Origin of the sequence: Halostagnicola sp. A56, assembly GCF_000691505.1 — an archaeon.
Taxonomy (GTDB): domain Archaea; phylum Halobacteriota; class Halobacteria; order Halobacteriales; family Natrialbaceae; genus Halostagnicola.
The window spans coordinates 109,343-122,114 of record NZ_JMIP02000013.1 but is presented as its reverse complement, the minus strand read 5'-3'; the positions used below and the strand labels follow the sequence as shown (position 1 = coordinate 122,114).

Sequence of the window (12,772 nt, the reverse complement as noted above, 5' to 3'; positions counted from 1 at the left end):
CTACAGCCATCTGAAAACGTCGCGGGCGACCTGAACTGGCACCCTTCCGCGAACTCGGCCGCAGAAGACTCACTGAACAGGGTTTCGAGCATCGTCCCAAACCACCGCCGCGACCTGCTTGTCTCACGAACTGCCCTGACTGCCGTTCAGTCGTTCTCCTGTTGGTGCGTGGTAAATCGGGATTGATCGTCATGTCACTAGAAGCGAGTTGACACAGCGAGTCGACCGGCGTATTCAGCGTCGTACGTTTGTCTCTTCCAAACACTCGAGAGCGATCTCGGCCGTCATCGACGCTAGTTCAGCAGATATTCGGGCCGGCGTGTAGACCACGTCTCAGGAGAAGCACCAATCGTTTGCGAGGCTCAAAAGCACACGTCACTCTTGTGAGGGCAAAGTATTTGAGTGACATCGACACATTACATCGAAATGCACGCTGTCGCGTTCTTCCCTGACGAGTCGGACGTCCGACTCATCGAGACCGAAAAACCGTCCCCAGCGGACGGAGAAGTGTTGGTACGGACTCTCGAGGTCGGGATCGACGGTTCGGACAGGCGAATCGTCGCCGGCGATATCGGCGGTGTTCCTCCCGAGGAGGACGACTACCTCGTTCTCGGCCACGAAGCAGTGGGCGTCGTCGAAGATTCGAACGGAACCGCGTTCGAAACAGGTGACGTCGTAACGCCGTTGGTTCGTCGGTCACCCGATCACGAGACGCGGTTCGATACGAACGGCGAACTCGATATGGCTCCGCCCGGGACGTTCCACGAGCGAGGGATCACAGGAATGCACGGCTATATGTCGGAGTATTTCACGAGTGATCCGTCGTATCTGGTTCGCGTTCCCAATTCTATCGCCTCCTACGGGTTTCTCGTCGAACCGGCGAGCCTGGTAGAGAAATCCCTCGAGCAGGCTTTCGCCGCCAGGTCGGCGTTCGACTGGCGGCCAGAGAGTGCGTTTGTGCTCGGAAACGGCAACCTCGGATTGCTCGCGACCGTCCGTCTCGAGACGGGTGAGGAGTTCGCGCGGACGTACTGTCTCGGGCGACGCGATCGTCCGGATCCAACGATCGACGTTATCGAAGGCGTCGGGGGCACGTACGTCGATTCGCGCGAACTGCCCGTGGCCGCGTTCGCCAACGAATACGGTCCGGCGGACTACGTCTTCGAGACCACCGGGTATCCGAAACACGCCGTCGACGCGGTCTTTGCCCTCGCTCCGAACGGCGTTGGGACCGTTCAGGGGATCCCGGACGAGTCGACGACGTTCGACATCGATTGCGGCACATTCCACTCGGAACTCGTCGTCACCAACAAGGCGCTACTCGGCGTGGTCAACTCTCGCAAACGCCACTTCGAGGCTGCTACAGAGTGGCTCGAGACGGCACCGAAGCCGGTAGTAGACGAACTCGTGACGGGTCGCTACGAACCCGACGAGATCGATTCGGCGTTCGACGACTCACCCGATACGCTGAAATCCGTCGTCTCGTTCGATGGGTAGGTGAAAGCGCGATCGCTGTGACCCCTTCTCGCCGTGGCCCTGAGCCGGCCCGTTCGGCCTGCTCGACGGGAATCGCCGTTCGACGCGGGTAATTTCTCGTCGGCCGTCACAACACTGTGTGGGCGTTCGCACAGGCGAGTTTCCTTCTGGAGTTCGATGCTGCAGAGTCGGTCAGGATGGAACCGGTGATCGCACTCTGTTTGCGAGCATCGAACTAACAAATCGTCGGGGCTCGGGGGTCCACGTATTCTCGATCGAGCCTTATACCTTCTCGTATCGGAACGATTCACGTGACGATCTCGAGTTTCGCGTCGGAGAAATTCGCGACTCGGCGTCTGTTTGAGAGAATCGAACGCCACTTCGGCGTACCGCTCGAACCTTCCGATCCATCTTCAGCGTCCCACGAACATTACTGCGCCTCCTGTCGAACATCGTTGCGCTCGTTTGCGGCGTCGATTTGCGATAGCCGTTTGATCGTTACGAATATCGATCTGAACGCTGTCCCATTGATCGACAATCCATTGTGCGACCTTTCTTACTCCACCTACAAGAATTGGAACTTATTTACGCTCGTATGTCCGTAACCTAATCTACCGGAAACGGTCGACACGGAGTAATTATGGATTTTCGTCTCGAAAGCCGTTTGCGAGATACAAATCCGAGGGAAATACGGCCGAAACAGATGCGGTGAGTTTCTCCGCGTGCAACCGATCAGTTGACCGTGCCTTCGTTGTGACGTGATCACGGCCAGTCCACCCAAAAGATGGGGATTTAAGCGGATCGTCGACCCTGCGAATTGCATGGGATCCGATGGACGCGGCGACCGGCGAAAAACGACGGCGACATCGCTTCGAGTGGTCGATGCGATCGACGAACTCGGCGGCGGCCGGCTCACCGACATCTCCGACCAGGTCGGGCTCTCGACGAGTACTGTCTATACCCATCTCGAGACGCTGCGAGACGTCGGCTACGTCACGAAAGTCGGGGAGACCTACCAGCTCGGTCTGAAGCTTTTCCATCTTGGGGAAGCGGCTCGTCGGCGCGACGAACGGTACGACCTCGCGAAGGAACACGCGTTCGAACTTGCCAACGCGACCGGCGAGGAAGTGAGCTTCGCGGTGGCGGAGAACGGGCGGAGTATCGTTCTCTTCGACGAAGTCAGCAATCCCTCGGTGACGGGATTTCAGGTGGGCCACCAGTTCTACATGCACAGCTCCGCGAGCGGAAAAGCGATGCTGGCCGAGTTCTCGGACGACCGCGTCCACGAGATTCTCGATCGGTGGGGGCTTCCGGCTCAGACGCCGAATACGATAACCAGTCGGGACGAACTCTTCGCGGAACTCGAGCGAACGCGTTCGCGAGGATACGCCGTAAACGATCAGGAGGCCCTCGAGGGGTTGCGATCGGTTGCGCTGGCTATCACGGGTCCGGACGGATCCGCGTTCGGATCGCTCGATATCTCCGGACCGCCGTATCGCCTTCCATCGGACGAGAAGCTCGTCGACCAACTCGGTCCCGTCGTTTCGGACCTCGAGCGCGAACTGGCAGCCGGGGACGATGCAACGGTCAGGGACTCGTAGCGCCAAGGTGGGAACGAACTCGCCGTCGAACCGGTTCAGGATCTCTCGATGGCGCTGATACCGTCATCGAACGCGGTGATTGTTACATTTGTATTGGTGTAAAAGGCTACCTCCGGAGCGCTTTCACCTCGGAACTGGAGTGAATCAGTTTCTATATTGGAAAAGCATACTCTGTGGCTGTGAGGAGAGCGCTAGTACCGGAACTCGCCGATATGGCAATAGTTCTACGGTGTTCGCCGTCGACCGTTCTGTGACGGTTTTCCGTGTGCTTGCTCGACAATTCTGGTTGCAGGACACGCTCCGTGACGCCACAGCGAAGGCCCAGACGGCCGATTTTGGCACAAGAGACAGTAGTCAGGTACACAATCCGAACCGACGAGATAGCGTTCCTCTCCATCTCGTCGCCTGATCAGGTACATCGTCTCTCTCACTCTTCATTTCATTTCCCTATATTGGGAACTTCGATCAGCGCTCCGACTCTGGACGGCTCGAGCGAAGGTGTATTTTCGATCGAAAAACCGTATCCCGAGTGGCGACGGCCGCTATGGATCGTTCTCGCGTCCCTGCGCTACTATTATTACCGTTCGGCGACGTGTAACGGACGAGGTCGCTACGTGTCTCGGAGACGCCCACCCATGAATCTGCCAGTATCCGCGATAGAGCGCGCCCGCGAACGGTTTGACGAGTCGGTCGTGCGAGAGACGCCCGTCGAGACGAGCGGGACCGAACAAACCGAGTGGATCGTTGCCGCCATTCAGAATGCGGGGTTTCCGGTCACGCGAGTCAACTGACACCGGCGGTTCGATCGCAGAACAGTGAAATTTATGTAAGCCGTCTCTGATGGTTTCAGTGTGACGTTACAGAAGCCACCTCTATACTCGGCCCACCGAGCTGCCGACGCGGACTTCACCGACTTTGGTGGATGGGAGATGCCCGTTACGTTCGATTCGATACGCACGGAGCACTCGGCAGTCAGGGAGACGGCCGGCCGCTTCGACGTGAGTCACATGGGCGAAGTCGTCGTTCGGGGGCCCGACGCGACGGAACTGATGGATCGGCTCACGACGAACGCCGTCGGCGAACTGGAACCCGGAGACGCCCAGTACTCCTGTATCCTCGACGAGAATGGCATCCTCCTGGACGATACGGTCGTCTACCGCCGTCCGGAACGAGACGGGTATCTCTTCGTTCCGAACGCCGGTCACGACGAGCAGATGACGAACAGATGGCGCCGCTTTGCAGCCGAGACCGATTTCGACGTTGCCGTCGAAAACGTAACCGACGAAACCGGAATGATCGCGATACAGGGCCCCGAAGCGGTCGACGCGGTCTCCTCGGTCGCGAGTGATTCGGTGTCGGACCTCGATCGATTTTGCGCGCGCCGCATTGGGATCGCGGGTGCGGATTGTCTCGTCGCCAGAACCGGGTACACCGGCGAGGACGGCGTCGAGATCGTGTTTTCGGCGACCGACGCCGAGTCCGTCTGGGACGCGTTCGACGGGATTCAGCGGTGCGGTCTGGGCGCTCGAGACACGCTTCGACTGGAAGCCGGCCTCCTTCTCTCCGGCCAGGATTTCGACCCCGACGACGAGCCGCGAACGCCGCTCGAGGCCGGGCTAGAGTTCGTCGTCGACTTCTCGACGCCGTTCGTCGGCGCGGACGCGCTTCGAGAACTCGAGGCCGCAGGCGTCGACGAGCGCCTCGTCGGACTCCGGGTGGACGAGCGGGCGATCGCGCGCGCCGGCTACTCGATCGTCGCTGATGGGGCGGAGATCGGCGCCGTGACCAGCGGCACGATGAGCCCGACGCTCGGCGTTCCCGTCGCGCTCGGCTACGTCGACGCGGCGTATGCGGACGAGGGGACCGAGATCGGAATCGAGGTTCGCGACAGCGTGGCGGACGCGACGATCGTCGATCAACGGTTCCTGGCGGCCCAGGAGGGAGACACGTAACTGATGACATTCGAAATACCAGCACAACGGCGGTACGCGGAATCGCACGAATGGATACTGCGACGGGACGACGTCGTTCGAGTGGGGATCACCGACTTCGCACAGGACGAACTGGGTGACATCGTCTTCGTCGAACTTCCCGCCGCCGGCGAGACGCTCGAGGAAGGGACGGAATTCGGGGTCGTAGAGAGCATCAAAGCGATCTCGGACGTTTACGCGCCCGTCTCGGGACCGATCGCCGCGGTCAACGAGGCGATACTCGATCGCCCCGAACTCGTCAACGAGGACCCGTACGGCGAGGGGTGGATGATAGAACTCGAGACGGACGACTCGCTCGATCACCTTCTCGACCCGGACCAGTACGAGGAACAGATCCAATGAGTCAGCACGAGACGACGCTATCGACGGCGACGAGTCGGTCCGGAACGCCGTTCGCACCCCACTCCGAAGCGGATGTCGAAGCGATGCTGCAGGCGGTTGGCGCGGACTCGGTTGAGGACCTCTTCGACGTTCCGGAATCGGTTCGGTTCGACGGTTCGTTCGGGATCGACGCCGCCTCCGAGCGGGACGTGAGACGACAGTTGACGGAGACCCTCGAGCGAAACGATTCCGTCACCGAGTTTCTCGGCCGAGGACACTACGATCACTACGTCCCGTCGCTCGTCGACCACCTGGCCGATCGCTCGGAGTTTCTGACCTCCTACACGCAGTACCAGCCCGAGATCACGCAGGGATTCTTGCAGACACTGTTCGAGTACCAGTCGCTGCTCGTGGAACTGACCGGTCTCGGGGTCGCGAACTGTTCGATGTACGACGCGGCCACCGCGCTCGGCGAGGCGGCGACGCTGTCCCAGCGCATCCGCGCCGTGACGGGCGATCGCGTGCTCGTCCCCGATACGCTCCTCGACGAACGGCGGGCGGTCCTCGAAAACTACGTTTCCGGGGCCGACCTCGTCGTCGCGGAGTATCAGACCGACGGTGGCGTGGTCGACCCCGACGAGATTGCCGCCGCCGTCGACGACGACGTCGCGTTCGTGTACGTCGAAAACCCGACGACGAGCGGTCGAATCCAGCCCGCTCTCGAGGAGATCGGGACCCACCTGGCCGACAGCGAGGTGCTCTTCTGTCTCGGCTCGGATCCGGTCGCGCTGTCGCTGTTGCAGACGCCGGCGTCGGTCGGCGCCGACGTCGTGGTCGGCGACGCGAGCACCCTCGGGCTGGGTTCGGCCTACGGAATGGGACTCGGCCTGTTCGCCTGCCGCGAGGAGTATCTTCGGCAGGTTCCTGGCCGTCTCGTCGGCGCCAGTGAGGACGATCGAGGCCAGCGGGCGTACACGCTGACGCTCCAGACTCGAGAGCAACACATTCGACGCGAGCGAGCGACGTCGAATATCTGTACCAATCAGGCCTGGGTCGCGCTGCGAGCCGCGATTCACGCGACGCTGCTCGGTCCCGACGGACTCGTCGATCTCGCGAAATCCTGTCACCGACTCCCGCAGCGTCTCGCGGCGCGGATCGACGCGATCGACGGTATCGAGGCTCCAGCTGACGAGTACCCCACCTTGCGCGAGTTCAGAGCGACCGTCGAACCGCCCGCTTCGGAGTTCGTTTCTGCCCTCTACGAGGAAGGCTTCGCCGTCCACGCCGTCGACGAGGAGACGGTCCAGATCTGCGTAACCGACGCGAACGAGCGCGAGATCGATGCGTTCGTGGCCGCCATAGCGGAGGTGCTCGACTGATGGCCGGACACCAGCAGGCCGTCTGGAACGATTCGGAATCGGACGGCTACGAACCGTTACTCGCCGAGAAGGATCGGACGACGGTCGACATCGAGTACGACGGGTTGCCCGAGGATCTCACCAGGGACTCGATATCTCTCCCGGCGCTTTCGGAACCCGAAGCCGCGCGCCACTACACGCGCCTCTCGCAGATGAACTACGGAATCGACAGCGGCCCCTACCCGCTCGGTTCCTGTACGATGAAGTACAACCCGAAGTTCACCGAGGATATCGCGACGCGAGCGTCGGCGGCCGTCCATCCGGACCGCCTCGAGGGGAGCGTTCAGGGGACCCTCCAGCTCTACGCCGAACTCCAAGATTATCTCGGACGCATCGGCGGGATGGACGCGGTGACCCTCCAGCCGCCGGCGGGAGCAGCCGGCGAGTTCACGGGCATTCTCGTCGCCGCGGCCTACCACGACCGAAACGGCGAGGGCGACGAGCGAACCGAGGTCATCGTGCCGGCGAGCGCGCACGGGACGAACTTCGCCACCGCCGCAATGGCGGGCTACGACGTCGTCGAGTTGCCGGCCACCGACGACGGTCGGGTCGACCTCGAGGCGCTCGAGAGCGCCGTCGGGAGCGAAACCGCCGCGTTGATGCTGACAAACCCAAACACGCTCGGCCTGTTCGAGCGCGATATCGCGGAGATCGCCGACATCGTTCACGACGCCGGCGGTCTGCTGTACTACGACGGCGCGAACCTGAACGCGCTGCTCGGGCGCGCGCGACCGGGCGACATGGGCTTCGACATCATGCACTACAACGTCCACAAGACGTTCGCGACGCCCCACGGCGGCGGCGGACCGGGTGCGGGTCCGATCGGCGTCACCGAGGAGCTCGCGCCGTTCCTGCCGTCTCCGCAGGTCCGTCAGGGTTCGGACGGCTACGAACTGTTCGAGCCGTCGGAGTCGATCGGCAAGGTCCACGGTGCGATGGGCAACTGGCTGGTCCTCCTCAAGACTCACGCGTACATCCGCCGGCTCGGTGACGAGGGTCTCGAGGACGCGAGCGCGAAGGCGGTGCTCAACGCGAACTACCTCGCTAGCCAGATCGACCTCGAGGTGCCGTTCGGCCCCTTCCATCACGAGTTCGTCGCGAGCGCCGGCGAGATCGACGCCGCCGACTTTGCGAAGCGCATGCTCGATTTCGGCGTCCACCCGCCGACGACGAAGTGGCCGGAGATCGTCCCGGAAGCGCTGATGACCGAGCCGACCGAGGTCGAGAGCAAGCGATCGCTCGATCGGCTCGCCGCCGCGTTCGACGCCGTCGACAAAGACGCAGACGCGCTCGAATCAGCGCCCGAGCGAACCAGCGCGCGGTACATCGATCAGACGAGCGCGGCCCGAAGCCCGCGACTCTCCTGGCACGCGCTCTCTGGCGAGGAGTAACGCCAGTACCCAACTCCGTTATCTCCGTTGATCGAAGGCGATCCCGGTCACCTCGCCGCTGTCTTCGTTGATCGAAGGCACTGCTCTCGGCGACGGACCTCGCACACCGAACGAGCGAGGCAGACCACATGGGCATCCACGCGACACCCTCGATCGATCTCGAGGCGCTTCTCGAGTGGAAAGACGGCGTCGTCGATCGACTCATGTCCGGCGTCGAGAAGCTATGTAAGCACGTCCGGCGTCGAGAAGCTATGTAAGGGAAACGGCGTCACGCTCGTCGATGGCACCGCAACGTTCGTCGACGATCACACCGCCCGCGTCGACCTCACCGAGGAGGCGACCGATTTGGCTACGATCGACGAGACTGACGGGTTCGTCACGATCGTCGCCGCCGAAGACGGTCGGGTTTTGGGCGCCCGAATCGTCGCACCCGAAGCGTCGGAACTGATCGGCGAAATCGGAGTCGCGATCGAGTCCGAGACGACCGTGGCGGAACTCGCGGCGACGGTTCACACCCATCCGGCGCTCTCCGAGTCGATTCGAGAGGCGGCTGCGAACGTTGCGGGACGAGCGATACACACTCCGAACAGATAATCTGTCTGTCATTTCGTCTCGTGCCGACTCGAGTGCGCCGCGAGACGTTACTCGAACCGCTCGTTACCGTTGTAGGGGGTCGGAAGCGCCCATTGACAGTAGACGGCGGCCAGTCTCGTTCCGACGGTGACTGTGGCACACAGCGCCGCTGCTCCGCCACCTACTCCTGCGGTATCGAGTAGCCAGTAGGTCGTTCCGCCGAGTACCGCACAGCTCGCGTAGAAGTCGTCGATCATGATAAACGGCGTTCGATCCAGCAGGATATCAGCGATCGCACCCCCGCCGACAGCGTTGATGGTCGCGATGACGATCACCCCGAAACCCGGTAGGCCGCTGTCGGCCGCGACGATGGCACCGGCGGTAGTAAACGCGGCGAGTCCGACCGCATCCGCCACTACGGTAAAGGGGTGATCGTCGGGCGACTCGAGGGCCATACTGAGTCCGATCGCGAGGGTGACCCCGAACATGCCGAGGCCGATCTCACCGAGCGATCGGAGTGCAAGGGGAATCCGATCGACCAGTATGTCCCTGGTGGCCCCGCCTGCAAAGGCGGTCGCGAGACCCACCACGGTGACACCGAAGACGTCGAATCGCTCGCGGATCGCCTTCGTCGCGCCCACGAGAGCGAACGCGATTAGCCCGACGGCGTTCATCACGGTAAACGGGTCGCCGAGCAATTGTTCGAGCACTCCTCCCATAGATGACTGCAAACAGCGGTTTCAACCTATTCAACGTTCCGATTCTCGAAAGAGTGCCCATCGGAGGCGACCTCGTCAGACATGAACTACGTGTGGGGTCCGTACGACGGGGGTGAGTTCGCACGACGAGCGAGAGTCTCTACGATGGGAGTGGAGTCACGGCGATGGGAGTGGAGTCATGCGGTGACGATGACGACGATATTGTCTGTGTGTCGAGAAGGGTACTAGCCTGTGACGAGAACGGGGGTTCCGCGTATTCGGCTTTCGTTTACGCGTATCGCCGTTCGCGCCGTCTGCCGGACCAGTAGATATATGAGCACTCAATGATAGCTACCGAGTACCATGGAATGGTATCTCAACACAGCCACAGCACTGGCCTACATGGACGTAGCCAACAGCAACTGGCTCTGGATCTCAGCGATTCCAGTGGTCTCGATGGTGTTAGTGCAAGCGGGACTGTTCCTTCGGCGGTCGTGGAAAATGGAAAAAAGATGGGGTTATCCGATGAGCAGCTCAAAACCGGACTGAAGACGGGCGTCATTTCGGCGGTCGGTCCTGCGATAGCAGTGCTCGCAGCGATGCTTGCACTGATTGCGGTCGTCGGCGGGCCAGTTGCCTGGATGCGACTGTCCGTTATCGGATCCGTCGCATTCGAACTACCGGCCGCGGAACTTGGGGTCTCCCAACTCGGATTCGGATTCGGCGAAGACGGGATTACCGAGACAGCGTTCGCGACTGCAGTCTGGACGATGACCCTCGGGGGGATCGGCTGGTTGGTCGTTGCGGCTTTCGGGACGCCACATATGGAGAAGGCGAGACGAAAGATCGTCGGTGGAAGAGAGACACTGCTTCCGATCGTCACCGCTGGTGCGATGCTCGGCGCGTTCGCGTATTTTGTCTCCGGGGAAGTAACGGCCGGGGCACCCGAAACGGGATCCGTTGCAGTCGGGGGGTTAGTCATGCTCTCGCTCTTGAAGATAGCTGATGAGAACGACGTTCAGTGGATCAGAGAATGGGCGCTGGGGACGTCGATGGCGGTCGGCCTCGTCGTCGGGATGGGTGTTCACATGGTCGCCGGAGGTGGGTGGTAACGATGTCGTCACCGTCGGGTTCGGGTGAGAGCGTCTACGAATCGGATTTCATCCCGTCCATCAACAGATGGGGAAGAATAACGAGTCTGCTCGCCGTCGCCTTTTCGTTCGGGCCGGCACTCGTTTTACTCGCCGTGTTCGAGATTATTCCGCCAACGGGGGCGATAGTCGGTGGATTCGTGTCGGTCGTGACCACGTTCGGGATCATCTGGTTTATCGAACCCATCTCGTACTATCCGGTTCTCGGTATTCCCGGGACGTACATGGCGTTTCTGTCGGGGAACATCTCGAACCTCCGCTTACCGTGTGCTGGTGCAGCACAGGAGAGCGCCGATGTCGAAGCGGGGACCCCCCGTAGGAGCATCATCTCGACCATCGCGATCGCCGGCTCGATTTTCGTGAACATCGCGATATTGACGATCGGTGCCCTCGCGCTCGTTCCCGTATTCGAGGCGCTTCCCGAGTTCGTCCGGAACGCCCTCGAGTCTTACCTGGTGCCTGCGATATTCGGTGCGATTTTCGCGCAGTTCGGACGGGACTATCCGAAGGTAGCCGCCGTCGGGTTCGCTATCGCGCTGGTGATGACGGTGTTGATGGACCTCGGATTCTTCGCGTTCCTCCCCGGCATTCCGATCTATGCAGTGATCGTCGTCTCCGTGTTCGGTACGATCTACGCTGCGAAACTCATGTGGCAACGCGATATGATCGAGACGAGTTCGTGAGACGTTGGCTCCGGTAACTTTGTACCGTCGAACTCGCTTTCGGACATACCTCGGCGAGGGCCTTGGGAAATTATAAACAGCTGGTGTTTGCATGCTAGTTTATGCCAGGCACAAGTGACATAGTTGAATTGCGACGCGTATTTCACGAACACCCCGAACCGGGCTGGCGTGAGTTCTGGACGACCGCGAAAATCGTCGACGAAATCGAACGAGTCGGCGTAGACGAAATCCACGTCGGCCCCGATGCGATCGATTCCGATGAGCGCCTCGGCGTTCCGGACAATCGGGAGTTAGACACGTGGCTGGAGAGAGCCAGGAACGAAATCGATCGTCTTGACGTCTTCGATAAGATTGCTGGTGGAAATACCGGCGTGGTTGCGGTCATCGACAACGGAGACGGTCCCTGCGTTGGCCTCCGGGTGGATATCGATGCCCTTCCGATAACTGAGTCCTCTGACACGAACCATTTCCCAAGTTCGAACGGCTTTCGATCAACGATAGATGGATTCATGCATGCATGTGGACACGACGCGCACATAACTATTGGAATCGGTGTCCTCAAAGCGGTTTTAGAGAGTGACTTTAGTGGTATATTCAAAGTTTTCTTCCAACCATCTGAAGAACTCCTCGGCGGTGGAAAGGCGATGGCAAATACGAATCACTTATCTGATATTGACTATTTGATGGGAACGCACGTTGGACTCGATCTGCCAACCGGCGAACTCGTCGCTGGACTCGATGAAGCGCTGGCGCTTTCCCGTTTCGAGATCTCCTTCCACGGTGAGTCCGCACATGCGGGCAACGCGCCAAACGGGGGTCATAACGCTGTGCAGGCCTTAATCACCGCAGCAAACAACATGTACGCAATCCCCCGCCACGGTGACGGCGCGACTAGAGTGAATATCGGCGAAATCCGATCGGAGAACGCGGCGAACGTTATTGCCGATTCGGCGACTGCGAAAGTGGAGGTACGGGGCGGGTCGACGCAGCTGATGGAATACATGAAAGAATCTGTTTACGACCGCCTCGAGCACGCTGCGGAAATGCACGGCTGTGAGATTGACGTGACCGTTATCGGCGAGTCGATACGGCAAGACTGTGACGAAGAGATGGTCAGTGCAGTATACGAAAACGCGACCGAACTCGAGGCGGTCGAATCCCCCCGTCGAAGCGGGACGCTCGGTGCGAGCGAGGACGCCACCTATCTGATGAAGACCGTCGCCGACAACGGCGGCAAAGCGACGTACGTCAGTATCGGTGCGAGCAATCCGGGCGGTCATCACACACCGACGTTCGATGTCGACGAAGAGTGTCTCCCGATCGGCGTGTCTGTGCTCTCACGAACGGCGCTCTCTTTGCTTGCTACCGACTAGAGCAGACTCGTCGGCCGTTGTATCGGTGCCTCGAGAACGCCGATTCTGCCGTCGATTTCTGCGTCACACTCCCGTACGAGGTCGACACCGAGACGC

General features: G+C 60.8%; 12 protein-coding genes and 1 pseudogene. 12 read left to right on the top strand and 1 reads right to left on the bottom strand.

Annotation, left to right across the window (positions count from 1 at the left end; all coding sequences use genetic code 11):
• Nucleotides 1-426: 426 nt before the first annotated feature.
• The 9 genes from EL22_RS01345 to EL22_RS19255 all read left to right on the top strand — a co-directional run bounded on the left by EL22_RS01345 (nucleotide 427) and on the right by EL22_RS19255 (nucleotide 8,792).
• On the top strand, nucleotides 427-1,497 hold the full coding sequence (locus EL22_RS01345; RefSeq protein WP_050049798.1) for a glucose 1-dehydrogenase: 1,071 nt from the start codon (nucleotides 427-429) through the stop codon (nucleotides 1,495-1,497).
• 800 nt (nucleotides 1,498-2,297) lie between these two features.
• Nucleotides 2,298-3,077: an IclR family transcriptional regulator gene (locus tag EL22_RS01340; RefSeq protein WP_050049797.1), complete on the top strand. Its 780-nt coding sequence runs from the start codon at nucleotides 2,298-2,300 to the stop codon at nucleotides 3,075-3,077.
• A gap of 635 nt (nucleotides 3,078-3,712) precedes the next feature.
• Nucleotides 3,713-3,868: a hypothetical protein gene (locus EL22_RS16965; protein ID WP_156184023.1), complete on the top strand. Its 156-nt coding sequence runs from the start codon at nucleotides 3,713-3,715 to the stop codon at nucleotides 3,866-3,868.
• A gap of 60 nt (nucleotides 3,869-3,928) precedes the next feature.
• Complete coding sequence (gene gcvT, locus EL22_RS01335) at nucleotides 3,929-5,029, top strand: glycine cleavage system aminomethyltransferase GcvT (protein ID WP_050049796.1); 1,101 nt, start codon at nucleotides 3,929-3,931, stop codon at nucleotides 5,027-5,029.
• Between the two features lie 3 nt (nucleotides 5,030-5,032).
• Entirely contained in the window at nucleotides 5,033-5,410 is a 378-nt protein-coding gene (gcvH, locus tag EL22_RS01330) for a glycine cleavage system protein GcvH (RefSeq protein WP_050049795.1), read from the top strand.
• Nucleotides 5,407-6,768, top strand: coding sequence for an aminomethyl-transferring glycine dehydrogenase subunit GcvPA (gene gcvPA, locus EL22_RS01325; RefSeq protein ID WP_050049794.1), 1,362 nt, complete (start codon nucleotides 5,407-5,409; stop codon nucleotides 6,766-6,768). The genes gcvH and gcvPA overlap by 4 nt, the downstream gene beginning before the upstream one ends.
• Nucleotides 6,768-8,198: an aminomethyl-transferring glycine dehydrogenase subunit GcvPB gene (gene gcvPB, locus EL22_RS01320; protein WP_050049793.1), complete on the top strand. Its 1,431-nt coding sequence runs from the start codon at nucleotides 6,768-6,770 to the stop codon at nucleotides 8,196-8,198. Before gcvPA ends, gcvPB begins: the two co-directional genes overlap by 1 nt.
• Nucleotides 8,199-8,326: 128 nt before the next feature.
• Nucleotides 8,327-8,455, top strand: coding sequence for a hypothetical protein (locus EL22_RS18910; protein ID WP_255349652.1), 129 nt, complete (start codon nucleotides 8,327-8,329; stop codon nucleotides 8,453-8,455).
• A gap of 88 nt (nucleotides 8,456-8,543) precedes the next feature.
• Nucleotides 8,544-8,792 carry a hypothetical protein gene (locus tag EL22_RS19255; protein ID WP_050049792.1) on the top strand — a complete coding sequence of 83 codons (249 nt, stop codon included), beginning with the start codon at nucleotides 8,544-8,546 and terminating at the stop codon, nucleotides 8,790-8,792.
• A gap of 47 nt (nucleotides 8,793-8,839) precedes the next feature.
• On the opposite strand, the gene EL22_RS01310 is transcribed toward EL22_RS19255, so the two are convergent.
• Entirely contained in the window at nucleotides 8,840-9,490 is a 651-nt protein-coding gene (locus EL22_RS01310; protein ID WP_050049791.1) for a trimeric intracellular cation channel family protein, read from the bottom strand.
• 342 nt (nucleotides 9,491-9,832) lie between these two features.
• Here EL22_RS01310 and EL22_RS01305 point away from each other — a divergent pair.
• The 3 genes and pseudogenes from EL22_RS01305 (at nucleotide 9,833) to EL22_RS01295 (ending at nucleotide 12,676) form a co-directional block, all read left to right on the top strand.
• Nucleotides 9,833-10,581: pseudogene (locus EL22_RS01305) on the top strand (DUF5058 family protein).
• 2 nt (nucleotides 10,582-10,583) lie between these two features.
• Nucleotides 10,584-11,303 (top strand): hypothetical protein, encoded by a 720-nt coding sequence (locus EL22_RS01300; RefSeq protein WP_050049790.1) that lies wholly within the window; start codon nucleotides 10,584-10,586, stop codon nucleotides 11,301-11,303.
• 101 nt (nucleotides 11,304-11,404) lie between these two features.
• Nucleotides 11,405-12,676 carry an amidohydrolase gene (locus tag EL22_RS01295; protein WP_050049789.1) on the top strand — a complete coding sequence of 424 codons (1,272 nt, stop codon included), beginning with the start codon at nucleotides 11,405-11,407 and terminating at the stop codon, nucleotides 12,674-12,676.
• Nucleotides 12,677-12,772 lie beyond the last annotated feature (96 nt).